The organism is Streptomyces sp. NPDC050423, from assembly GCF_040655445.1.
In the GTDB taxonomy this organism is placed as follows: domain Bacteria; phylum Actinomycetota; class Actinomycetes; order Streptomycetales; family Streptomycetaceae; genus Streptomyces.
This window is the reverse complement of sequence record NZ_JBFAJY010000046.1, coordinates 1-23,047: the sequence shown is the minus strand read 5'-3', so window position 1 is coordinate 23,047 and position 23,047 is coordinate 1. Positions and strand designations below refer to the sequence as shown.

Genomic DNA, 23,047 nt, shown 5'->3' with positions numbered 1-23,047 from the left:
GCGGGGGTGTGGAATCAGTGGATGATGCCCGTTCGCAGGGCCACGGCGACCATTCCGGCGCGGTCTCCGGTGCCGAGCTTGCGGGCGATTCGGGCGAGGTGGCTCTTGACGGTCAGGGCGGAGAGCCCCATGGAGACGCCGATGGCCTTGTTGGACTGTCCTTCGGCGACGAGCCGGAGAACCTCCACCTCGCGGCCGGACAGTTCGCGGTAGCCGCCCGGGTGGCTCGGGGTGCCGGGGGGACGGCGGTGCATACGGGCGGCATTGGCGCCGATGGGAGCGACGCCGGGACGGGTGGGGTGGCCGATGTTGGTACGGGTGCCGGTGACGACATAGCCCTTGACGCCGCCCGCGAGGGCGTTGCGTACAGCGCCGATGTCATCGGCGGCGGAGAGGGCGAGGCCGTTCGGCCAGCCGGCGGCTCGGGTTTCGGACAGCAGGGTCAGCCCGGAACCGTCGGGCAGGTGGACGTCGGCTACGCAGATGTCGCGCGGGTTGCCGACGCGGGGGCGGGCCTCCGCGATGGACGACGCCTCGATGACGTCACGTACTCCGAGTGCCCACAGATGGCGGGTGACGGTGGAACGGACGCGCGGGTCGGCCACGACGACCATGGCCGTCGGCTTGTTCGGGCGGTAGGCGACCGGGCTTGCGGGCTGCTCTAGGAGAACGGACACCAGGCCTCCTGGGGAGTGGCGGGACGGGCCGGCTCGGGGATGAAGCCGGGGCGAACCGTGCTTGAAGGGTCATTGACCTCTTCGGCACCGGACGCCCGCTCCTTTAGAGAAAGATCACGATTTGGTGAGTAACAATTCGGGCAAATAGGACATGCGCTCGATTGTACGAAAAGAGAGCCGGTGTCTGTGCGAGGTTTATGACGCAGTGTCATGGAATGCGGAGGCGGGGTCCCGCCCCTACTGAACCTGCGGCCCGCGCCGCTGCGGCAGCGTCACCACCGCCGCGTCGGCCGCGCCCGAGGGCGGCAGCCCGGCGATCTGGCAGAGCAGGTCGCCCCACGCCATCAGATGCGCCGCCGTGTCCGGCACCCCGCCGCGCCCCTCGCGGGGCGTCCAGGACGCCCGGATCTCGATCTGGGTCGCCGGACGCCGCGCCCCCAGCGCACCGAAGTAGTGCGAACCGGCCCGGGTGACCGTGCCGCCCGCCTCCCCGTAACTGAGGCCGCGCGCCTCCAGCGCCCCGGTCAGCCACGACCAGCACACCTCGGGCAGCAGCGGGTCGGAGGCCATCTCCGGCTCCAGTTCGGCGCGGACGAGGGTCACCAGCCGGAACGCGCCCTGCCAGGCCTCGTGCCCGGCCGGGTCGTGGAGCAGGACGAGCCTGCCGTCGGCGAGATCGTCCTCGCCGTCGACGACCGCCGCCTCCAGCGCGTACGCGTGCGGAGCCAGACGCTTCGGCGGCCGCGTCGGCTCCACCTCCAGCTCGGGGCGGAGCCGCGCCGAGCGCAGCGCGTCCACCGCCGAACGGAACGCGGGCGGGACGGAACCCCCCTCCGCACTGTCCGTGCTGTCAGTGCCATCGGATTGATCGGAGAAGTGTCCCTGCGCCGGAGCCATGCGGGGAAGAGTAGGCGGAACCGGAGCCTCGCGCAGGGAGAGACACCCGTCGGTGCCGGGCTCCTTACGCGTGCGTGCGAAGATTCTGTGCGTGAGTGCCAACGATCGCCCCTCGGGCCACCAGACGAAGACCTCAGCCGCCCACGACTCGGTGTTCCTCAAGGCGTGCCGACGCGAGCCCGTGCCGCACACGCCGGTCTGGTTCATGCGCCAGGCGGGGCGTTCGCTGCCCGAGTACCTGAAGGTGCGCGAGGGCATCCCGATGCTCGACTCCTGCACGATGCCGGAGCTCGTCGCCGAGATCACGATGCAGCCCGTCCGCCGCCACAAGGTCGACGCCGCGGTCTACTACAGCGACATCGTCGTCCCCCTCAAGGCGATCGGCATCGACCTCGACATCAAGCCCGGCATCGGACCGGTGATCGCCGAGCCGATCCGTACCCGCGCCGACCTGGCCCGGCTGCGCGACCTCACCCCCGAGGACGTCTGGTACGTCACCGAGGCCATCGGCCTGCTCACCGCCGAGCTGGGGTCCACCCCGCTGATCGGCTTCGCGGGCGCCCCCTTCACGCTCGCCAGCTACCTCGTGGAGGGCGGCCCGTCCCGCAACCACGAGCACACCAAGGCCCTGATGTACGGCGACCCCGAGCTCTGGGCCGACCTGCTCGACCGCCTCGCCGAGATCACCGGCGCCTTCCTCAAGGTCCAGATCGAGGCCGGCGCCAGTGCCGTGCAGCTCTTCGACTCCTGGGTGGGCGCGCTGGCCCCCGCCGACTACCGCCGCTCGGTGCTGTCCGCCTCGGCGAAGGTCTTCGACGCCGTCGCGTCGTACGGAGTCCCGCGCATCCACTTCGGCGTGGGCACCGGCGAGCTGCTCGGCCTCATGGGCGAGGCCGGCGCGGACGTCGTCGGCGTCGACTGGCGGGTCCCGATGGACGAGGCCGCGCGCCGCGTCGGCCCCGGCAAGGCGCTCCAGGGCAACCTCGACCCCGCCGTGCTGTTCGCCCCGGCCGAGGTGGTGGAGGCCAAGACCCAGGAGGTGCTGGACGCGGCCGCCGGTCTTGAGGGCCACATCTTCAACCTGGGCCACGGCGTGATGCCGACGATGGCCGCGGACGCGCTGACGCGCCTCGTCGAGTACGTGCACACGAGCACCGCCCGCTGACCTGCCGGGAGCCGGGCACCGCTCAGGCGGTGCCCGCCTTCCGCAGGGCCGTCACCGTCTTGCGGGCCGCCACCAGGACCGGGTCCCAGACCGGTGAGAACGGCGGGGCGTAACCGAGGTCCAGGGACGTCATCTGCTCGACCGTCATCCCGGCGGTGAGCGCCACCGCCGCGACGTCCACCCGCTTCGCGGCCCCGTCCCGGCCCACGATCTGCACGCCCAGCAGCCGCCCCGTGCGGTACTCCGCGATCATCTTCACCGTCATCGGCCGCGCCCCCGGGTAGTAGCCCGCCCGGCCCGTCGACTCGATCGTCGTCGTGACGAACCGCAGCCCCACCGCGCGGGCGTCCTTCTCGCGCAGCCCGGTGCGGGCGATCTCCAGATCGCACACCTTGCTCACCGCCGTCCCCACCACCCCGGGGAACGTCCCGTAGCCGCCGCCGACATTGGACCCGATGATCTGGCCGTGCTTGTTGGCGTGGGTGCCCAGCGCGATGTGGCGGGTGCGGCCCGCCACCAGGTCGAGCACCTCGACACAGTCGCCGCCCGCCCAGATGTTGTCGTGGCCGACGACCCGCATCGACAGATCGGTGAGCAGCCCGCCGTGCGGACCGACCGGCAGGCCCACCGCGCGGGCCAGCGCCGTCTCCGGCTCGACGCCGATGCCGAGCACCACCACATCCGCCGGGTACGACGCGTCGGCCGTCTCCACCGCGCGCACCCGGCCGTCCGGCCCGGTGCGGATCGCGGTGACCGCCGCCCGGTTCACCGTGGTGATGCCGAGACCGTCCATCGCGTCGTGGACCAGGCGCCCCATGTCGGGGTCGAGCGTCGCCATCGGCTGCTCGCCGCGGTTGAGCACGGTCACCTCGAAGCCGCGCTTCAGCATCGCCTCCGCCATCTCGACGCCGATGTACCCGGCGCCGACGACGACCGCGCGCCGGCCCGCCGCCCGGTCCAGCGAGTCCAGCAGCGCCTGTCCGTCGTCCAGGGTCTGCACACCGTGCACCCCGGCCGCGTCCATGCCGGGCAGCGCCGGACGCACCGGCCTGGCCCCCGTCGCGATCACCAGCTTGTCGAAACCGGTCCAGGACGTCTCGCCGGAGTCCCGGTCCAGGGCGCGCACCCGCTGCCCCGCGACATCGATCTCCGTCACCTCGGTGCGCATCCGCAGATCGATGGCGCGGGCCCGGTGCTCCTCGGGGCCGCGCGCGATCAGGTCGTCCCGCCGCTCGACGTCACCGCCGACCCAGTACGGGATGCCGCAGGCGGAGTACGAGGTGAAGTGGCCCCGCTCGAAGGCGGTGATGCTCAGCTCGTCCGGGCCCCTGAGCCGGCGCGCCTGGGACGCGGCGGACATGCCCGCCGCGTCACCGCCGATGACCACCAGTCGTTCCGCCGTCATGCCAGTCCCTTCGATACCCCGTCCGAAGGCCCACGCTACGGCGCCACGGCTCCCGGCGGCGCCGTGGCGCCCCCGGGACGTACTCACCCGCCGTCCGGCCCCGCCTTCCCGCCCCGGCGCCGCAGCAGCCGCCACAGGACCAGCGCGACGGCGGCCACGGCCAGGAACGGGGCCGCGGCGCCCAGCGCCATCGCGAGCCACTTGACCACCGTCACGAACACGTGCCAGCCACCGCTCAGGGCGTCCAGGAACCCCGGACCGTCCTTGTCGTCCGCGGCATCCGCCTTCCCGTGCGCCCTCGGCTCCGAGAGGTTGAGAGTGATCGTGGCCAGCGCGGTGCGGTCCTTCAGCGAGGCCTGCTCGGCCAGCATCGTTTCGAGCGCCGCCTGACGGCTGCTCAGCTCGCCCTCCAGCGCCACCACATCGGACAGCTCGTCGGCCCGGTCCATCAGCTTGCGTACCCGCGCCACACTCGTGCGCTGGCTCGCGATCCGGCTCTCCACGTCGACGACCTGGTCGGTGACGTCCTTGGCGGTCGACGTGCGGGAGAGCAGTTTGCCCGTACCCGAGAGCTCCCGCAGCACATTGTCGTACTCGCCCTGCGGAACCCGCAGCACCACGTGCGAGGAGGCCCGTGCGGCGTCGACCTGCTGGGTCTTCTCGTCAGCGATCAGACCACCGGCGGCTTCCGCCGTCACCCGTGCGGCTGCCGCGGCCTCCGGCGCGCTCTTCACCTCCACCGACAGCGAGGCGGTACGGATGACATGAGCGGCGGCCGACGGATTCGGCTTCCTCGCCGCCGCCGCCGAACCACCCGCGTCCTGCTTCGCGCCCCCGGCGGTGGAGCCCGCCTCGTTCTGCTGGGCCGGGGCTGCGGCCCGCTTGTCGGTGCTCGCCCCGGAGTCGTCGGCCGCGCCGCAGCCGCTCAACGCCAGCACCGCGGTGAGCAGTCCGGCGGCGAGAGCGGTGTGCGTGCGGCGGGCCGCCGGACGGCCCGGACGTCTGCCGGTACGAGTGGTTGGTGCTGCTTGCATAACTGTCCCCCCAGGACGGGTGATTGGTGGTGTCGGTTCGACGTACGGGGGGCCGCTCCGGGTTGCGCGATACCGGTTTCGAAGCGGTCACGGTCAGGACTCGGAAGAGGTTTGAGAGAGTGGGGGCATGCAGCGTTCAGCAAACCGCTCGGACAGGGCCACGGGACACGTCGTCGTCATCGGTGGCGGCATCGCCGGACTCGCGGCCGCCCACCGGCTTCTCGGCTCCGGGCTGCGGGTCACCCTCCTGGAGGCGACCGACCGGCTCGGCGGCAAACTCAGGACGGGCGAGGTCGCCGGCGCACAGGTCGACCTCGGCGCCGAATCGATGCTGGCCCGCCGCCCGGAGGCGGTCGGCCTGGCACGGGCCGTCGGCCTCGGCGACCGGCTCCAACCGCCCGCCACGGCCACCGCGTCCCTGTGGACGCGCGACGCACTGCGCCCCATGCCCAAGGGCCACGTGATGGGCGTACCTGGCGACCCGGCGGCGCTCGGTGAGGTGCTCTCGCCCGAGGGACTCGCCCGGATCGCCCAGGAGCGCGACCTCACCCCGACCGCGGTCGGTGACGACGTCGCGGTCGGCGCGTACGTGGCCGACCGGCTCGGCCGCGAGGTCGTCGACCGGCTGGTGGAGCCGCTGCTCGGCGGGGTGTACGCGGGCGACGCCTACCGGATCTCGATGCGCGCCGCCGTACCGCAGCTCTTCGAGGTCGCCCGGCAGGGCGGCTCACTCCTCGACGGCGTGACCCGCATCCAGGAACAGGCCGCGGCCCGGCAGCAGGACGGCCCGGTCTTCCAGGGCATCGAGGGCGGCATCGGCACCCTCCCGGACGCGGTCGCCGCCGCCGTACGCGCCGGAGGCGGCGAGATCCTCACCGAGACCCCGGTGCTCGGGCTGACCCGTACCGCCTCCGGCTGGGACGTGCGCACCGACACCCGGGTGATCGCCGCCGACGGCGTCGTCCTCGCCGCCCCGGCCTGGTCCGCCTCCACCCTGCTCGCCGCCGAGTCCCCGGCCGCCTCCGCCGAGCTCGCGGGCGTCGAGTACGCGTCGATGGCCCTGATCACCATGGCCTTCCGGCGCTCCGAGGTGACCGCCGCCGGAACGCTCGACGGACGCTCCGGCTTCCTGGTGCCCCCGGTCGACGGCCGCACCATCAAGGCCGCCACCTTCTCCAGCCAGAAGTGGCAGTGGGTCGCCGACGAGGCCCCCGGCCTGTTCCTCCTGCGGACCTCGGTCGGCCGGTACGGCGAGGAGGACCACCTGCACCGCGAGGACGGGGAACTCGTCGACGTCTCGCTGCGCGATCTCGCGGCGGCGACCGGACTGGCCGCCGAGCCCGTCGCCACCGAGGTCACCCGGTGGATCGGCGGGCTGCCCCAGTACCCCGTCGGACACCTCGGCCGGGTCGCCCGGATCCGCGAGGAGGTCGCCAAGCTGCCCGCGCTGCGGGTCTGCGGCGCGGTCTACGACGGGGTCGGCATCCCCGCCTGCATCGCGAGCGCCCACCGGGCCGCGGACGAGATCGTCCGCGACGTCGCCGGGGAGAGCGGTGCGGACACGGGGGACGGCGGCGCGGACACGGGGAAGATCGCGGGGGAGATCATCGCCACCCCCACCCTGGTTCAGGGCACAGGGAGCGAGGCGGGACAATAGCCGTATGAGCGCTCCTGAGACTGTGACATCAAGCAAGGGTCCCAACGCCGGCAAGAAGGCGAAGGACCTCAACGACGTCGTCCGCTACACGCTGTGGTCCGTCTTCAAGCTTCGCGACGTGCTGCCCGCCGACACGGACCGTGTCCTGTACTCCGACGAGGTCCAGGAGCTGTTCGACCAGCTCGCGGTCAAGGACGTCACCGTCCGCGGCACCTACGACGTCTCCGGGCTGCGCGCCGACGCCGACGTCATGATCTGGTGGCACGCCGAGACGGCGGAGGCCCTCCAGGAGGCGTACAACCTCTTCCGGCGCACCCGGCTGGGCAGGGGCCTCGACCCGGTGTGGTCGAACATGGCGCTGCACCGCCCCGCCGAGTTCAACAAGTCGCACGTCCCGGCGTTCCTCGCCGACGAGACGCCGCGCGACTTCATCAGCGTGTACCCCTTCGTGCGCTCCTACGACTGGTACCTGCTGCCCGACGAGGACCGTCGCCGGATGCTCGCGGACCACGGCAAGATGGCCCGCGGCTACCCCGACGTGCGCGCCAACACCGTCGCCTCCTTCTCCCTCGGCGACTACGAATGGGTGCTGGCCTTCGAGGCCGACGAACTGCACCGCATCGTCGACCTGATGCGTCATCTGCGGGCCTCCGAGGCGCGGATGCACGTCCGCGAGGAGGTCCCCTTCTTCACCGGCCGCCGCAAGTCGGTCGCAGACCTGGTGGCCGGGCTCGCGTAGCGAGCGGGTTCAGACCACCCCAACCCGGAAGATCAGACGGCGGGCACCGCGGCACTGTGTGCCGGCCGCCGTTCCAGCGACACCGGGTTCGGCTCCTGGTGCGGCGCGCAGCCTGCGCGCCGCACCGTTGTCGTTCTACGGGCCGGGGCACCGCTCATGAGCTGCTGCCGCAGCTCGACCCGGATGATCCGCAGCTGGACCCCGAGCCGCAGCTCGATCCGGAGCCGCAGCTCGATCCGGATGATCCGCAGCTGGACCCCGATCCGGAACCGCAGCCGGATCCGGATCCCGAACCGCACCCGTTCCCGCCACCTCCGCCGCTGTGCCCGGACGAACTGCCGCACCCGCCACCGCCCGGGGCCGTGCCGGCACACCACACCGTCGCCATGAGCAGCGCGTCGGAGGAGCCCGAGGAGTGGTGCGACGGCGTGGACGGCACGGACGGCACGGCCGGCCTCGTCCGGGACGCCGTGAGCAGATGCCTGCGCAGCTCGGGATCGGGCAGGGCCCGCGGCCCGAAGGCCGCCACCAGATGGGCCGGATCGGTCCGCGACGCGTTGGCGGTGCGGTATTCCGCGGCGGCTCTGCGGCCCGCCCTGGTGATCCGGGACCGGGCGCCGGCCGCGCAGACGAAGCCGATGACGGCCCCGGCGAGCAGCGCCGGGAACACCTTCGGGAAGAACGGGAAGGCCGATGCGGTGCCGTAGTCGTCCGCGAGGAACTGATGGATGGTCACGGCGACGGCGGCCGGGACTCCGAGCAGGCAGAGCAGCCCCTGCGCCATGCCCCAGCGGACTCGGGTCCGGTTCGCCCCGGGCGCGGCCAGCAGACCGCGCGACGCCAGCCCGTCGCCGATCTCCTGCACCGCGGCATGGCGCATCGTCGCGGCCCGCAGGGTGTGCAGCGCACCGCTCGGGGCCGCGGCCTGCTCCTGGAGCACGGCCCGCTCCACCGGGTCGTGGGCGACCGGCTGTTGGACCGCGACGATGCCGGGCCCGCCGACGACCAGCCGGCCGTCCGCCTGCATCGCGGCGAGTGCCGTGTCCACGACCCGGCCCGGCCCGCCGTTCAGGAAGGCCACCTCGGAGAGGTCGTGGACGGGGCCGCCCGGTCCGCGCCGGGCACGGCGGGCTGCCGTGATCAGCAGCGTCGAGGAGAGCGCGACGGCGATGGTCAGCGCCAGGGCCAGAGTGTTCATCCCGGTCACCTTCCCGCGAGTACGGACCGGGCCGCACGCGCCAGCCGGGTGGTGCGGCGCGGCGGACGCGGGGCGGCCCGGTCCTGCCACCAGTGGGTCAGCCGGCGGCGGGCCGCGCTGTCCTCGGGCCGGCCCGCGACGAGCAGCTGCTCGGCGAAGTCCAGTGCGTCGCGCCGGTAACCGGCGGACATCGGGCGGGCCTTGGCATAGGCGAGGAACGCTCCCCGGTAGGCCTGCCCCAGGATCTCCGGGAGCTCGGGTGCCACCTTGGCGACGACATCGGCGCGCTTGGCGGCCAGCGCCCGGCTCTGGACGCCGAGCCGGCGGTGGTCGAAGCCCTCCGGGACGGGGGTGCCGGCGACCAGGGCGGAGAGCAGCGAGGTCTGCGCCACCGAGACATGGTCCCGGACGGTGTCGGTGGCCACCGGTCCTCCGGGGCGCCCGGCGCCCGCCGGCGAGCCGGTGCGCGGGGACGCTTCCCGGGGCACCGGCCGCACCCTGCCCCGGCCCGCGTCGAGCGTGGCGCGGATCGCGTCCAGTTCGCCCGCGAGCTCGGCGGCCGGCGGGAAGTCGTCGTCACGCTCCAGCAGGACCCCGGGCGGGCTGACCCGGGAGCGCAGCTCGGCCAGGACGGCGAGGACCGGCTCGGTGACCGGGTGGGCGTGTGTGTCGTGCCAGACGCCGTCCTTCTCGACGCCGCCCGCCACATGCACGTACGCGATGGCCTCCACCGGCAGCTCGTCGAGGGCCCCGGCCGGGTCCTCGTCCCGGTTGACGTGGTTGGTGTGCAGGTTGGCCACGTCGATGAGCAGCCGGACCCCGGTGCGCTCGACCAGCTCGGCCAGGAACTGCCCCTCGGTCAGCTCCTCGTCCGGCCAGGAGATCAGCGCCGCGATGTTCTCCAGGGCCAGCGGCACCGGGAGCGAGTCCTGCGCGATCCGCACGTTCTCGCACAGCACGTCCAGCGCGGCCCAGGTGCGCGGTACGGGCAGCAGGTGCCCCGCCTCCAGCGCGGGCGACGCGGTGCGCGTCCCTCCCGCCCGTACGAACGCGATGTGCTCGCTCACCAGTGGCGTGCCCAGCAGCTCGGCCCGTGCCGCGAGGCCGGCGAGCCGGTCCGGGTCGGGGCGGTCGGCTCCGCCGAGCCCGAGCGAGACGCCGTGCGGCACCACGGTGACGCCTCGCTCCCTCAGCCGCGTGAGCGAGGCGGGCAGGTGGTCGGCGCACAGGTTCTCCGCGACCGCCTCCACCCAGTCGATCCCCGGCAGTGCCTCCACCGCGTCGGCGATCTCCGGCCGCCAGCCGATACCGATACCCAGCTTCATCGAGTCCCCCTCGTCCACTCCGTGCAGGGGTCATGGCCCCGGCACACGGCGGTGAATCCGAAGAGGGGGACGTTCAGAGGTTGATTTGAGGTTCCCGACAGGGGCAGGGGCAGGGGCAGGTCACCGGGCGCCGTGCGAGGCGGTGCGGTCAGCGCACAAGGCTCTGTCCACGACACTCTCGACACGCTTCATGGCTGTCGGATCGGCCGGCTGGATGGTCACCGCGACATTGGCGGCCCGGCCGTCGGCGGTGACCCCGCCCCGGGTCTCGTACCCCGGGAAGCTGCCGCCGTGACCCCAGGAGACCCCGCCGCACGACAGCGGCATGCGCACGAGCCCGAGTCCGTAGCGGGCGCCGGAGCCGAAGTATTCGGCGGGGACGGTGGTGCGCATCCGGGTGAGCTGGGCCGCCGGGAGGAGGCGGCCGGCCAGGAGCGCGGTGAAGAACCGGTTGAGGTCGGAGTCGGTGGAGATCATCTGACCTGCCGCCCAGGCCCAGGAGGGGTCCATCTCCGTGACGTCGCTCAGGGGCGCGGCTGCCGATTCCCTGTCGTAGCCCTTTGGGTGGGGTTCCCGGATGGTTGTGTCACCGCGGGCGGGGAAGTAGGTGTGGCGCAGCCCGATGCGTGTGATGACGCGCCGGTCCAGCTCCTCGGCGAGGGGCCGGCCGGTGACCTTCTGGACGATCAGGCCGGCCAGCACGTAGTTCGTGTTGCTGTACTCCCACTTCGTCCCGGGCGCGAAGTGCGCCTCGTGCCGGAGCGCGATGTCGACGAGCTCGCGGGGTTCGAAGTCCCGTGGCTGGAGGTCGTATTCGGTGTAGTTGGGAAGTCCGCTGGTGTGCTGCAGGAGTTGACGGACGGTGATGCGGCGTCCGTCGATCCCCTCCCCGCGCACCAGGCCGGGCAGATACGTGTCGACCGGGGCGTCGAGGCGGATCCTCCCCTCACCGACCAGTTGCAGCACGACCACGGAGGTGAACACCTTGGTGTTGCTGCCGATCCGCACCTGCCCGTCGTCGGGCACCTTCGAGCCGGTGGCCAGGTCGCCGACTCCCGCTGTGTAGGTACGGGTGCGGCCCTGGCGGTCCTTGACGCTCGCCATGGCGGCGGGTATGCCGTCCGCGCGCACCAGCGCGTCCAGCCCCTGCTGGACGGTGACCGGCCGGGCGGTGGCGGAGGCCGCGGGCGGCACCAGGAGACCCATCGTCATGACGCCCACGGTCAGCGCGGCGGCGGCGGCCGGCACGGCTCTGCTCCGACCGCCCCGCTGCCGCCGGGAGGAACGAGACCTTTTCCATGCCTGCGTACGCACGAGCCGACTCCTACGGAATCTTGGGGAAACCAGCGCTATTTGCCGGGCCCAGCATTTCCGTTCGAGGTCGCACGGCGCGATCCTGCTGGCCGCCCGCTCCGGATGGGGCTAACCCCCGGTGCCGCTCAGCCGATGGAGAACGGGACGGGGACGGGGGCGGAACACGCCCTACGGCCGTCGCAGGGGCGGAAGGGAGCCGACACGGTGGGCGCCCTCGGCCACCACGGTCTTCCCCGGGGCGATCTCGGTGAATCCGGCATCCTCCACCACCGGCAGTCCGCTCACCGTGAGTTCCCGCCAGCGGTCCGCCCCCGCGGTGGCGACGGAGAGCGGGAAACCCGCCTCGCGCCATGCCGCGCGCTCCGGCTCCGACAGCTCCCACCAGGCGAGCTGTGCCCCGTGCCCGACCTGTGCCATCTCCTTGCCCGCGGACATGCCGAGCTCCGGGTTCAGCCAGAGGACGGGGCCGGCGGGGTCGGGCGCGGCAGGCGGCTCGGGGTCGTCCAGCTCGGTCCCCGAGACCTGGAGCTTGGCCAGCTCCTTGGGCCAGCCGTCCAGAGGCACCGGCGGGAAGACCCGCACCTCGGCGCTCTCGCCCGTGACCGTGATCCCGGGCAGTGCGCAGGCCTTGCGCCACTCCGCGCCGCGCGCCCGCCGCACCACCTTGCGGATCCGGGCGTCCTGCCAGTCCCGCATCGCCTGCGCCCACTCGCCCTCGCCGAGCGACCGCTCGTCGGAGAGGATCACCAGCACCGCGCGGGCGGCCGTGCGCAGCGCGTCGGTGCGGGCCGGGGGCGCCGCCTTCTCGATGTGGACCACCAGCGGGAGTACGTACTGCTGCGCTTCGTCCCGGTTCGTCCGCTCGGGACGGAAGGGGCTGTCCGCAGGCAGGCCGGCGGTCTCGGACGGGGGCGCGGGGGTGTCGTTGCTGCTCACCCGTCCAGTCTGCCAGCCGCCGGGAAACCGGCTCTTGGCGGAATGAGTCCCTCCGGGTGAGGATGCACCGCATGAAGAGCGATCTATTCTCCAGTGAGCACATGGCGGAGCAGGCAACCGCCCCCGGGATGACCCTGCAGAACGCCAAATCGATCAAGTACGCGGTCAGCGGCGAGATGCACGCACGCCAGGGCTCGATGATCGCCTTCCGGGGCGATCTCCAGTTCGAGCGCAAGGGCCAGGGGCTCGGCGGACTGCTCAAGCGCGCCGTCACCGGGGAGGGCCTGCCGCTGATGGCGGTGCGCGGCCAGGGCGAGGCGTGGTTCGCGCACGAGGCGGCCAACTGCTTCATCGTGGAGATGGAGCAGGGTGACGTCCTCACCATCAACGGCCGTAACGTCCTGTGCTTCGACCCCACGCTCGCCTACGAGATCAAGACCGTGAAGGGCGCCGGGATGACCGGCGGCGGCCTCTTCAACAGCGTTTTCACCGGGTACGGGAAGCTCGGCCTGATGTGCGAGGGGAATCCCATCGTGATCCCCGTCACGCCGCAGCAGCCGGTGTGCGTCGACACGGACGCGGTCGTCGGCTGGAGCGCCCACCTCACCACGTCGCTGCACCGCTCGCAGAGTGTCGGCTCGATGCTCCGCGGCGGTTCGGGCGAGGCCGTCCAACTGCGGCTGGACGGCGAGGGGTTCGTGATCGTACGTCCCAGCGAGGTCAAGCCCGAGAAGGCGTCCGCCAACTGAGTACGGACGTCCTGCGACTGCGGGGAGCGGGCCGGCGGTACGGCCTCGCGGCCTCCCCCGTGGGGAGGCCGTTTGGTTCGCTCACCGGGACGGTCCAGGTGCCGGTCCTCCCGTTCGTCGGCGCCGCGGCCGTCGCGGTCGCCCGCAAGCTCACTTCCGTACGCGGCTGAGTAGGCTCGTACCCATGGATCAGGGTGCGCACGAAGGTGTGAACGAGAGCGCGGACGCCTCGTACTGCGAGGCGCCGGCCGTGTACGCGGCGGCCGGCGGGCCCCCGTTCGCGGAGTGCGTGCTGTGCCGGAAGCCGACCGAGTACCCCGAGTCGGTCAAGGGGGTCACGCTCTGCCCGGTCTGCGAGTGGCAGGAGGCCCAGCGCTCGGCCTGCTCGGGCTGACGCGGCGGGCCCGAGCGATGCTCAACCGGGCATCAGGTCGGACACCTTCACGAAGCGGTAGCCGCGCTTCCGTAGCTCCGGCACCACCTGGCCGACGGCCTGGCCGGTGACCGGCGCAGCGCTGCGGGTGCAGTGCATGACGACCAGCGAACCGGGCTTCACCCCGTCGAGCGTCTGCTCCGCCACCGCGTCCGCGTCCGTCGCGAAGGCGTCGCCGCTGACGACGTCCCACTGCACCGCCGTCACCTTCTCCGCCCCGAGCGCGCGCAGCGAGGCGTCGTCGTAGCAGCCGCCGGGGAAGCGGAAGTAGGGCACCACGTTGCGGGCGCCGGTCTTCCGGATCGCGCCGAAGGCCCGCTTCACCTCGCCGCCGATCGCTTCCTTCCCCAGGGTCGGCAGCCCGTAGCAGGGCGAGGTGAAGGCGTAGTGGCTGTACGAGTGGTTGGCGATCTCGAAGAGCGGGTCGGTGCCGATGGAGCGGGCCTGCGACGGGTACTCCTCGGCCCACCTGCCGGTCATGAAGACCGTCGCGGGCACCTTCAGCCGGCGCAGCAGGGCGATCAGCTCCGGGTTGTCGAAGTGCTCGCCCTGGGCCGCGCGCGGCCCCTCGTCGGCCGTCATGTCGGCGTCGAAGGTGAGCGCGACGACCTTGTCGGGGCTCTTCGGACCGCGTGTGAGGACGCGTGCCAGGCCGTCGGGGCCCGGGGCCATGTTGGGCGGCCTGCTCGCGGCGGGGGATGCGCTCGACGCGGCTCGGGAGGGAGTCGCCGAGGCGGCCGCCGGTCTGTCACCGGGGGAGCGCTCGGAGCCATCCGTGCCACCGGAGGCCCCGGAGCTTCCGCAGGCGGCGAGGGCTCCTCCGATTACCGCGCCCAGAACGGTCAGGGTCATCGTTTTCCGCACAGAAGTTGTCATTGGCGGAAAGTAACTGATCAATCGTCACCGGTTGCCCTGCGGCGCTCCTGCGCCGTGCAGCGGCCCCCCGGACGGCGGGTGGACGCGTCCACCCGCCGTCCGGGGCAGCGGCTCAGGCGAGCGACGCGGTGAGCGTGATCGTCGTGCCCGTCAGAGCCTGGCTGACCGGGCAGTTCGCCTTCGCGTCCTCGGCCGCCTTGACGAAGCCCGCCTCGTCGAGACCGGGCACCTCGCCCTCGACGGTGAGGTGGATGCCGGTGATACCGGTACCCGGCTGGAAGGTGACCTCGGCCTGGGTGTTCAGCCGGGTGGGCGGGGTGCCGGCCGTGGCCAGACCGTTGGACAGTGCCATCGAGAAGCAGCTGGAGTGGGCCGCGGCGATGAGCTCCTCCGGGCTGGTCTTGCCGTTCGCCTTCTCCGCACGGGACGGCCAGGAGACCGGGTACTCCCCGATCCCCGAGGAATCGAGGGTGACGACGCCCTTGCCCTCGATCAGGTTGCCTTCCCAGACCGTGTGCGCCTGACGCGTGGTAGCCATGCTGGATCCCTTCAAACGGAATGCGCGGTTGTACGGGAGCGGCGGGGCACTCCGTCGTGCCTCGCCGGTGTCACGCCCCCGAACCTACTGCGCCACCAGTCCCTTTGCGTCGCGCGCCAGTGCCGTCAGCCGGGAGATTGCCCGGAAGTACTTCTTCCGGTACCCGCCGTTCAGCATCTCCTCGCTGAACAGCCGGTCGAACGGCAGCCCGGAGGCGAGTACCGGGACCTCGCGGTCGTACAGCCGGTCCGCGAGCACCACGAGCCGCAGCGCGGTCGACTGGTCGGGCACGGGCCGCACCTCGGTGAGGCACACGGCCCGCAGACCGTCCGTCAGCGCGCCGTACCGGCTCGGATGGACGCGGGCCAGATGGTCGAGCAGCGCGGGGAAGTCGTCCAGGCTGGCGCCCTCGGTCGTGTACGCGGCCCTGGTGACCTGCTCCTCGGAGAACGGCGGCGGAGCCTCGGGCAGACCGCGGTGCCGGTAGTCCTCGCCGTCGATGCGCAACGGGCGGAAGTGCGAGGAAAGCCCCTGGATCTCCCGCAGGAAGTCGGCCGAGGCGAACCGGCCCTCGCCGAGCTTGCCCGGCAGCGTGTTGGAGGTCGCGGCGAGCGCCACCCCCGCCTCGACCAGCCGGCTCAGCAGCGAGGAGACCAGCACCGTGTCGCCCGGGTCGTCGAGCTCGAACTCGTCGATGCACAGCAGCCGGTGCCCGCTCAGCGTCTGCACGGTCTGCTGGAAGCCGAGCGCACCCACCAGGTTTGTCAGCTCGACGAAGGTCCCGAAGGCCTTCAGGGAGGGCGCGGCGGGCGTGGCGTGCCAGAGCGAGGCGAGCAGATGGGTCTTGCCGACCCCGTAGCCGCCGTCGAGGTAGACCCCGCGCGGCGCGCGGGGCGGCTCGGCCTTCTTGCCGAACCACTTGCGCTTCCGCTCTCCGCTGGCGTGCGCCCCGCCGAGCCCGGCGGCGAAGTCCGCGAGGACCTTGACCGCCTCGATCTGGCTCGGCTGGTTCGGGTCGGGGACGTACGTATCGAAGCGCACCGAGTCGAAGCGCGGCGGCGGCACCATCTCGGCGACCAGCCGGTCGGCGGGGACGCGCGGTTCGAGGGCGCACAGGGACAGCGGGGCCGTTTCGGCTATGGGGCCGGGCCCCGGCACGGCGGTGAAGGACGACACAACTCCCCAGCTTAGGCCGTGCCAGACTGCGGAACATGCGACGCCTGTTCCCTGTGACCGACCTGACAGCGGCCGACGACCGAGGTGAGTGGAGCCTCGACGCTCTCGCCGACGCCTACGCCTACCCCGACACGGACGGCTCCTGGCTGCGCGCCAACATGGTGTCGACGCTCGACGGGGCCGCCCAGCACGACGGCCGCTCGCAGCCGATCTCCTGCGCGAGCGACATGCGGATCTTCGGCACCCTGCGGGGGCTCGCGGACGTGGTGATCGCGGGCGCGCAGACGGTACGGCTGGAGGGGTACCGGCCCGCCCGCGCCCGGGAGGCCTTCGCGGACCGGCGGGCGGCGGCCGGCCAGGGGCCCGCCCCGGCGGTCGCCGTGGTGAGCGGCAGCCTGGACCTGGACTTCTCGCTGCCGCTCTTCGTCTCGCCGCTGGTCCCGACGCTCGTGCTGACCGGCGCCGGCGCGCCCCCGGACCGCCTCGCGGCGGCCCGCGCGGCGGGTGCGGAGGTGGTGATCGCGGGGGAGGGGTCCCGCGTGGACCCCGCCAGAGTTGTACGGGAGCTGGCCGACCGGGGTCTCAAGCGGCTGCTGACGGAGGGCGGGCCCAGACTGCTCGGTCAGTTCGTGGCGGCGGGGGTGCTGGACGAGATGTGTCTGACGCTGGCGCCGATGCTGACCGCCGGGGACGCGCAGCGGATCGCGGGCGGCCCGTCGGTGGCGGTGCCGGAACGATTCGCCCTGGCGGCGGTGCTGGAAGAGGCCGGGTTTCTCTTCTCTCGATACCGTCGAATCTGACAATCAGCGGAATATACCGTTCCGGTTAGCGTTCGGTGGGCAGAATGGGACGCGGACCCCGTGCGAGCACGGGGAAGGATGGTTTCAGCAGTGGCCGGCGACGGTCACTGAAGCAGAAGGGCGCCTGTGGTGTTCACCAGCGTTTTGATGATCGAGAAGCCCCTCACTTCCGAGGACGTCGAGTTCGTCACCACCCTGCACGGGGAGGAGCAGATCTCCTTCGTCGTGCTGATGCAGCCACGTGGCGACCAGGCGGATGTGCTGTTGCGGGCCATCGACGACCTGGCGATGGGCGAACTGAAGGAAGCGGCCCGCGAGAGCGAGGAACCGGAGGGCAAGAACGCCAGAGCCTCCGCCGAACTCGCGCTCGAAGTGTCCCTGGAGGCCCTGCGGCAGTCGGGCTCCGAGGCCATCGGGCAGGTGATCGAGACCCACCCCCTGGACAAGCTCACGTCCGTGGTCCAGGAGTCGGACGCGGACGAGGTCATCGTGCTGACCGCGCCGCACTACGTCGAGGAGTTCTTCCACCGCGACTGGGCGTCCCGGGCCCGGCACAAGGTCGGCGTACCGGTGCTCAAGCTCTTCGCGCACAGCGAATAGGCTGGGAGGCCTCACCCGTACCGACCCTGGGAGACACACGCATGGCACCCGGTATTCCTGCCGCCATGGAACGGCCGCACTTCATCGGCATCGGCGGCGCCGGAATGTCGGGCATCGCGAAGATCCTCACCAGGCGCGGCGCGAAGGTCGCGGGCAGCGACTCCAAGGAGTCCGCGACCGCCGAGGCCCTGCGCACGCTGGGGGCAACCGTCCGCATCGGGCACGCCGCCGGGCATCTGGCGGACGACGCCACCTGTGTCGTCGTCTCCAGTGCCATCCGCGCCGACAACCCGGAGCTGGTGCGCGCCGGTGATCTCTCGATCCCCGTCGTGCACCGCTCCGACGCGCTCGCCTCGCTGATGGAGGGGCTGCGGGCCATCGCCGTCGCGGGCACCCACGGCAAGACGACCACCACGTCGATGCTGGCCGTCGCCCTGACCGAGCTGGGCCTCGACCCCTCGTACGCGATCGGCGGCGACCTGGCCGGGCCCGGTACCAACGCCGCGCACGGCGAGGGCGCGATCTTCGTCGCCGAGGCGGACGAGAGCGACCGCAGCTTCCAGAAGTACGACCCCGAGGTCGCGATCGTCCTCAACGTCGAGCTGGACCACCACGCGAACTACGCCTCGATGGACGAGATCTACGAATCCTTCGAGACCTTCGTCGGCAAGGTCGTCCCCGACGGCACCCTGGTCGTCTCCGCCGACCAGGCCGGCGCCGTCGAGCTGACCCGCCGGGTGCGCGACCGGTCCGCGCTGAAGGTCGTCACCTACGGCGAGGCCCTGAGCGCCGACGTACGCGTCCACAAGATCACCCAGCGCGGCCTGACCAGCGAGGTCACGGTCGTCCTCAACGGGAAGTACCTCACCTTCACCGTCTCCGTCCCCGGCCGCCACTACGCGCTCAACGCGGTCGCCGCCCTCGCCGCCGGCGTCGCCCTCGGCATCCCGGCGCACAACCTGGCCTCGGCCCTCGGCAAGTACACCGGGGTCAAGCGCCGCCTCCAGCTCAAGGGCGAGGCGGCCGGCGTCCAGGTCATCGACAGCTACGCGCACCACCCCACCGAGATGACGGCCGACCTCGAAGCGATGCGCGGCGCCGCCTCCGACGCCCGCCTCCTGGTCGTCTTCCAGCCCCACCTCTTCTCCCGCACCCAGGAACTCGGCACCGAGATGGGCCAGGCCCTCGCGCTGGCCGACGCCTCCGTGGTGCTGGACATCTACCCGGCCCGCGAGGACCCGATCCCCGGCATCACCAGCACCCTGATCATCGACGCCGCGCGGGCCGCCGGCGCCGATGTCACCGCCGTCCACGACAAGGCGGCGGTGCCCGAGGTCATCGCGGGAATGGCGAAGCCCGGCGATCTCGTTCTCACCATGGGAGCGGGCGACGTCACGGACCTCGGCCCGCAGATCCTGGACCACCTGTCGAGCTGAGGGAGCCACCGTGCCGTACGACATCGACAAGCCGGACGAGGAGTGGCGGGCGGAACTGTCCCCCGCCGAGTACGCGGTGCTGCGCCAGGCCGGCACCGAGCCCGCCTTCGTCGGCGAGTACACCGACACCAGGACGACGGGCGTCTACTCCTGCCGCGCCTGCGACGCGGAGCTGTTCCGCTCCGACACCAAATTCGAGTCCCACTGCGGCTGGCCGTCCTTCTACGACCCGAAGGACACCGACGCGGTCGAACTCGTCCAGGACCGCGCCCACGGCATGGTCCGCACCGAGGTCCGCTGCGCCCGCTGCGGATCGCACCTGGGCCACGTCTTCGAGGGCGAGGGCTACCCGACCCCGACGGACCAGCGGTACTGCATCAACTCGATCTCACTGCGGCTGACCCCCGACGCCTGACGCCGGGGCCCCGCCACGAGGAGGACTGACGCGACGCGTCAGTCCTCCTCCGGCGTCTCGGGCTTCAGCAGCGGGTGCACCACACCGGGGAAGACCCGGGCCCGCACGACCTCCTCGGCCGAACCGCCCTGGATCACCGTCTCCGCCACGCCCCAGGGGCGCCCCGGCAGCTCGACGAGCAGCGTGTACGAGGCCGGGCAGCCGGTGCACTCGTACCGGTCGACCCAGGTCTCCACCTCCGTGGCGCTTCCCGGGTACCGCGCCACGTGCCGGTGCCGGGCGTGACATCGCTCACACGTCTCGCCGGGCTCGCACGTACCGCCGCACGGGCACGGCAGGTCGAAGGACTCGGCGGGGCGCCAGCGCTGGACGAGGACGGCCTCACGCGTGGCGCCCATGTCCTTCATCGCCTTGAGATTGCGGGCGGCCACGTTGTACGACTCACCGGTCGCGGCCATCCGGTCCCGGATCACGTCCTTGCGCCCGCGGTTCGTCGTCATCTTGTTCCTCCTGGGGTTCACGCAGCCCGCCAGGAGGCCCACGAGATCGGTAAGCACCAAGGTACCCGGCGGCGCGCACGACCCGCGACACACGCGGGCGCGGAACGGGGCGCGGGTGCCGGTTCAGCCCCGCCGGACGCGGCCCGCGAGCCGCCTGCCCAGCCGGCCCAGGGTGCCCTGGCTCCGGCGGTTCCAGTCCCGGAAGGCCTCCGCCCGGCCGCTGCTGCCGGAGCGCCCGACGGCCTCCTCGACGGCCGCCACCCCCTCGGCGGACAGCGCGCGCACCGCGGGGCGCAGCACCTCCTCCAGCAGGGCGGCGGTGGTCCGGCTCCACTCCGCCCCCGCGTGCGGGTGGGCCGTCCACACGGCGAAGCAGCCGGCCGCGTAGCCGGGGTCGGCCGCCAGCCCGGCCCCCACGTCGGCGCCGTGCGCGGCCCGGTCGTACGCGGCGATGAGATCCGCGTCGCCGCTGTGCGCGAGGGCGTACAGCTCGGCCTCCGGCCCGTCCGGGGCGAGCAGCCGGGCGGCCAGGGCGCCGTACGCGTGGCCGAGCACCCCCGGCTCCACCGGCTCCGCGCCCGGCCGCAGCGCGCGGACCCGCTCCGCCCAGTCCGGCTCCGCGGACCCGGACCGCAGCTCGCGGGCGAACTCCAGAAGGAGCAGGGCCCCGCGCGCCCGGCCCACGATCTCCTGCGGGAAGCCGCGCAGCAGGTCGTGGGCGAGCTCGGGCGCCTCCTCGTCGTCGGCGGGGGCGTTCAGCGCCGCGGCGACCAGGTGCGACCAGGTCCCGGCCGTCCGGTGCGTGTCCGATGTCGCGGTGTCCAGCAGCAGCCGGGCCTCACTCACCGTGGGAGCGCTCTCCTCCCACACCAGTCCCACCGCCGTCCGCAGCACCAGCGGCTCCGCGAACGGCGACATCCCGGCGGCCCGCAGCACCCGCTGCACCGCGCCCACCCGGTCGGCGCCGCAGCCCGCCTTGGCCTCGGGCGCCTCCGCGCACATCCGCAGGTGCGGCAGCAGCTGCGTGCCGGTGAACGGCAGCGCCACCCGGCCGAGCAGCCGTTCCGCCCCGGCGGGGTCCTCCGGCGCGATCCGGTCCAGTGCGCCGAGCAGCGCCGTACGGACGTCGAACTGCTCGTCCATCAGCTCCAGCAGCGCGGGCGCCCAGCCCGGTGTGTCCTGCGGGTCCGCGAGGAGGGCGGGCGCCAGCCGGTGTACGACGCCGGGCAGCAGTTCCGAGCAGTCCATGCCGAGCAGCCGGGCCACTCGCAGCAACTGCACGGTCCGGGCCACGTCCAGCCCGACCCCCGCGCCGCTCAGCTCGGTCAGGATCTCCGGGCCCAGCACGGTGGCGACGGCCGCGCCCTCCGGACCGCTGAAGGCCGTGCGGCCGGGCAGCTCCACGGAGCCGTTCCCGCCGCGAACCGCCTCCGTCACCAGCATCGCTGCCAGCGGGGCGGTGGTCGCCGCGGGGGAGCGGCCGTCCAGTGCGGCGAACAGCCGCCCCGCGGCGTCGAATTCGGCCCCGGTGCGGTCGTCGACCCCCGCCGCGGTCAGCGCGTCGACCAGTTGCCGGGTGCGCTTCGCGGTCAGTGCGTAGGGCCGCTCGGCGGCCCAGCCGGCGGCGGCGGCCCGCTCGTTCGGCCCCAGCGCGATGCCCGCGCACAGGGCGGTCACCGCCACCGGGCCTGCGGCGAACGGCTCGCCGGGCAGCTCGGCCGCCTCCCGGAACAGCTCCGGCGTACGGCTCCGCCAGATCCGGGCCGCGGTCACGGCCCAGGCGTCGTCCACCGTCCCTTCCGGGCGCGGACCGGTGCAGGTGTGCACCCGGAACCCGGGACCGGACAGCTCGTGCGTGTCCTGCGGCAGCACACCGACGACGGCCTGCGGGGCCCGGTGCGGGTGGCGGGCGTACGTGGTGAAGGTCAGCCGCTCCGCGCTCTCCTGGGGCAGTACGGCCGCGGCCAGCGCGAGCCACCGGGCCACATCCGCGCTCTGCCGCTCGACGAGCACGACCTTCAGCGGCTCGGCGGTCTCGCTCAGCCGGCGCAGATCGGCCAGGACGCCCGCGAGCCAGGGACCGCGGGAGACCGCGAAGTCGTTGAGCCCCTCGCGTTCACCGGTGCGTCCCGTGGCGACGGAGAGCATGGTGACCGGATCGACCGCCGGCACCCGGTCCGGTGTCGCGGCGGACCAGCGGGCCGACCGGCACGCGGTGATCGGGAGCATTCCACCCGGCAGCCGGGTGCCGGCGGGGAGGTGGACCGCATGGGCGTGGAAGCGCAGCGAGGACAGCTGCGCGGTGCGGACCGGCACGGTACGGGCCAGCAGATGGCTTCCGTCGGACAGGACACTGAAGCTGAACGATTCGGGGAGTGCGCGCAGCGCGTTGTCCGTGACCTGCCGAGGGGTGCCGGCCGGTGGCTCGTACGCCAGGAGCGGGCCGGCCTCGGTCAGCGCCGACGCGGGTATCGCCGCGTCAACCGCACTGAAACGGGCGGGTATCTCCGCGTCCTCGCCGCTCTCCGGTCCGTCCCCGGCCGTTGCGGAGGTGTAGTGCAACTGCGCGAGGCTCATGCGTTGGCTCTCTTCGTCCCTGCCATGAATGTCCCCTGCCACCCGCACCCGCCGTCCCGTGGTGGCAGAGCCGACCCGGCAGAGCGACGACCCCGGCGGGGAGAGTTCCGCAGTCGCTGGGGCGACGCTATCAAGGACCCGCGTGCCCTTGCCGGGAACGCGGCGGGCGGCTCCGTCCGCGGGTACGGAAAGTGATCCCCGTATGCCCGGACCGGTCGAGCCAGGCGCGTACCAGGGGCGCACAGGGGGCGTACAGAGACGAGCTGGCGGCGCCGGCGAAAGGCACAGCCCTCGTGTGTCCTGAACGGAAAGGGCTGCTGGTGTAGGTCGGTAGCAACTGGATGATGCTGCACAGATGATGAGGGTTTTGGCCTCTCGGAGTCGCCCCCGCGGAGGGAGACTCCAAACCGCCTCCTGCTGCGTTGGCTGAAGACCGTCGTGGTGAGCGTCGGAGGAAAAAGGCGTTCTTGAAAGGACGTCAGGTGGGGATCGGGAAGGCGAGCGAGAGCGAACCACTGCTGATGCGTCGAAATGCTTGGACGACATCGAAACCGGGGCTTGAAGGCTCCCCGGGATGAGTCTGGCGGGTGTCCGCTTCCT

At 72.6% G+C, this 23,047-nt stretch carries 22 protein-coding genes; 9 read left to right on the top strand and 13 right to left on the bottom strand.

Features of this window, described 5'->3' with window-relative positions; translation table 11 throughout:
- Nucleotides 1-14: 14 nt before the first annotated feature.
- Both AB0I52_RS28090 and AB0I52_RS28085 read right to left on the bottom strand, forming a co-directional pair.
- Nucleotides 15-677, bottom strand: a complete 663-nt coding sequence (locus AB0I52_RS28090; protein WP_363077219.1) for a response regulator transcription factor — start codon at nt 675-677, stop codon at nt 15-17.
- 237 nt (nt 678-914) lie between these two features.
- Nucleotides 915-1,574 carry a DUF3000 domain-containing protein gene (locus AB0I52_RS28085; protein ID WP_363077217.1) on the bottom strand — a complete coding sequence of 220 codons (660 nt, stop codon included), beginning with the start codon at nt 1,572-1,574 and terminating at the stop codon, nt 915-917.
- Between the two features lie 91 nt (nt 1,575-1,665).
- Here AB0I52_RS28085 and hemE point away from each other — a divergent pair, with 91 nt between their 5' ends.
- Nucleotides 1,666-2,739, top strand: a complete 1,074-nt coding sequence (gene hemE / locus AB0I52_RS28080; RefSeq protein WP_363077215.1) for a uroporphyrinogen decarboxylase — start codon at nt 1,666-1,668, stop codon at nt 2,737-2,739.
- Between the two features lie 22 nt (nt 2,740-2,761).
- Here hemE and AB0I52_RS28075 read toward each other — a convergent pair whose 3' ends face one another.
- Both AB0I52_RS28075 and AB0I52_RS28070 read right to left on the bottom strand, forming a co-directional pair.
- A complete protein-coding gene (locus AB0I52_RS28075; RefSeq protein WP_363077213.1) occupies nt 2,762-4,144 on the bottom strand; it encodes an FAD-dependent oxidoreductase in 1,383 nt (460 codons plus the stop codon).
- Nucleotides 4,145-4,227: 83 nt separating this feature from the next.
- Complete coding sequence (locus AB0I52_RS28070; protein WP_363077211.1) at nt 4,228-5,178, bottom strand: DUF4349 domain-containing protein; 951 nt, start codon at nt 5,176-5,178, stop codon at nt 4,228-4,230.
- A 127-nt stretch (nt 5,179-5,305) separates the two neighbouring features.
- On the opposite strand from AB0I52_RS28070, the gene hemG reads away from it, so the two are divergent.
- Both hemG and hemQ read left to right on the top strand, forming a co-directional pair.
- Complete coding sequence (gene hemG, locus AB0I52_RS28065; protein WP_363077209.1) at nt 5,306-6,835, top strand: protoporphyrinogen oxidase; 1,530 nt, start codon at nt 5,306-5,308, stop codon at nt 6,833-6,835.
- 4 nt (nt 6,836-6,839) lie between these two features.
- The gene (gene hemQ, locus AB0I52_RS28060; protein ID WP_363077207.1) at nt 6,840-7,574 is read left to right on the top strand and encodes a hydrogen peroxide-dependent heme synthase; all 735 of its coding nucleotides are present in this window, start codon (nt 6,840-6,842) and stop codon (nt 7,572-7,574) included.
- Nucleotides 7,575-7,728: 154 nt separating this feature from the next.
- On the opposite strand, the gene AB0I52_RS28055 is transcribed toward hemQ, so the two are convergent.
- The 4 genes from AB0I52_RS28055 to AB0I52_RS28040 form a co-directional block, all read right to left on the bottom strand.
- Nucleotides 7,729-8,772 (bottom strand): TIGR04222 domain-containing membrane protein, encoded by a 1,044-nt coding sequence (locus AB0I52_RS28055; RefSeq protein ID WP_363077205.1) that lies wholly within the window; start codon nt 8,770-8,772, stop codon nt 7,729-7,731.
- Between the two features lie 5 nt (nt 8,773-8,777).
- Nucleotides 8,778-10,097: a DUF692 domain-containing protein gene (locus AB0I52_RS28050; RefSeq protein ID WP_363077203.1), complete on the bottom strand. Its 1,320-nt coding sequence runs from the start codon at nt 10,095-10,097 to the stop codon at nt 8,778-8,780.
- Nucleotides 10,098-10,217: 120 nt separating this feature from the next.
- A complete protein-coding gene (locus AB0I52_RS28045) occupies nt 10,218-11,309 on the bottom strand; it encodes a serine hydrolase domain-containing protein (RefSeq protein WP_363077268.1) in 1,092 nt (363 codons plus the stop codon).
- Between the two features lie 270 nt (nt 11,310-11,579).
- A complete protein-coding gene (locus AB0I52_RS28040; protein WP_363077202.1) occupies nt 11,580-12,347 on the bottom strand; it encodes a peptidyl-tRNA hydrolase in 768 nt (255 codons plus the stop codon).
- Nucleotides 12,348-12,418: 71 nt separating this feature from the next.
- Between AB0I52_RS28040 and AB0I52_RS28035 the strand changes: the two genes are divergently transcribed.
- Together AB0I52_RS28035 and AB0I52_RS28030 are read left to right on the top strand one after the other, a co-directional pair.
- A complete protein-coding gene (locus AB0I52_RS28035) occupies nt 12,419-13,096 on the top strand; it encodes an AIM24 family protein (RefSeq protein ID WP_363077200.1) in 678 nt (225 codons plus the stop codon).
- 184 nt (nt 13,097-13,280) lie between these two features.
- A complete protein-coding gene (locus AB0I52_RS28030) occupies nt 13,281-13,490 on the top strand; it encodes a hypothetical protein (RefSeq protein ID WP_363077198.1) in 210 nt (69 codons plus the stop codon).
- 21 nt (nt 13,491-13,511) lie between these two features.
- On the opposite strand, the gene AB0I52_RS28025 is transcribed toward AB0I52_RS28030, so the two are convergent.
- From AB0I52_RS28025 to zapE, 3 genes are all read right to left on the bottom strand, one after another.
- A complete protein-coding gene (locus AB0I52_RS28025) occupies nt 13,512-14,381 on the bottom strand; it encodes a polysaccharide deacetylase family protein (protein ID WP_363077266.1) in 870 nt (289 codons plus the stop codon).
- Between the two features lie 136 nt (nt 14,382-14,517).
- Nucleotides 14,518-14,943 carry an OsmC family protein gene (locus AB0I52_RS28020; protein WP_124285482.1) on the bottom strand — a complete coding sequence of 142 codons (426 nt, stop codon included), beginning with the start codon at nt 14,941-14,943 and terminating at the stop codon, nt 14,518-14,520.
- An 84-nt stretch (nt 14,944-15,027) separates the two neighbouring features.
- Complete coding sequence (gene zapE, locus AB0I52_RS28015; protein ID WP_363077196.1) at nt 15,028-16,119, bottom strand: cell division protein ZapE; 1,092 nt, start codon at nt 16,117-16,119, stop codon at nt 15,028-15,030.
- A gap of 35 nt (nt 16,120-16,154) precedes the next feature.
- On the opposite strand from zapE, the gene AB0I52_RS28010 reads away from it, so the two are divergent.
- The 4 genes from AB0I52_RS28010 (at nt 16,155) to msrB (ending at nt 19,370) form a co-directional block, all read left to right on the top strand.
- Nucleotides 16,155-16,919: a pyrimidine reductase family protein gene (locus AB0I52_RS28010; protein ID WP_363077194.1), complete on the top strand. Its 765-nt coding sequence runs from the start codon at nt 16,155-16,157 to the stop codon at nt 16,917-16,919.
- Between the two features lie 147 nt (nt 16,920-17,066).
- Nucleotides 17,067-17,519 carry an indole-3-glycerol phosphate synthase gene (locus tag AB0I52_RS28005; RefSeq protein WP_363077192.1) on the top strand — a complete coding sequence of 151 codons (453 nt, stop codon included), beginning with the start codon at nt 17,067-17,069 and terminating at the stop codon, nt 17,517-17,519.
- A 41-nt stretch (nt 17,520-17,560) separates the two neighbouring features.
- Complete coding sequence (gene murC / locus AB0I52_RS28000) at nt 17,561-18,955, top strand: UDP-N-acetylmuramate--L-alanine ligase (RefSeq protein WP_363077190.1); 1,395 nt, start codon at nt 17,561-17,563, stop codon at nt 18,953-18,955.
- A gap of 10 nt (nt 18,956-18,965) precedes the next feature.
- Nucleotides 18,966-19,370 (top strand): peptide-methionine (R)-S-oxide reductase MsrB, encoded by a 405-nt coding sequence (msrB, locus tag AB0I52_RS27995; protein ID WP_362954854.1) that lies wholly within the window; start codon nt 18,966-18,968, stop codon nt 19,368-19,370.
- Between the two features lie 38 nt (nt 19,371-19,408).
- Here msrB and AB0I52_RS27990 read toward each other — a convergent pair whose 3' ends face one another.
- Together AB0I52_RS27990 and AB0I52_RS27985 are read right to left on the bottom strand one after the other, a co-directional pair.
- Complete coding sequence (locus AB0I52_RS27990; protein ID WP_363077188.1) at nt 19,409-19,870, bottom strand: hypothetical protein; 462 nt, start codon at nt 19,868-19,870, stop codon at nt 19,409-19,411.
- Between the two features lie 123 nt (nt 19,871-19,993).
- On the bottom strand, nt 19,994-22,447 hold the full coding sequence (locus AB0I52_RS27985) for a GTPase-associated protein 1-related protein (RefSeq protein WP_363077186.1): 2,454 nt from the start codon (nt 22,445-22,447) through the stop codon (nt 19,994-19,996).
- Between the last annotated feature and the right edge of the window lie 600 nt (nt 22,448-23,047).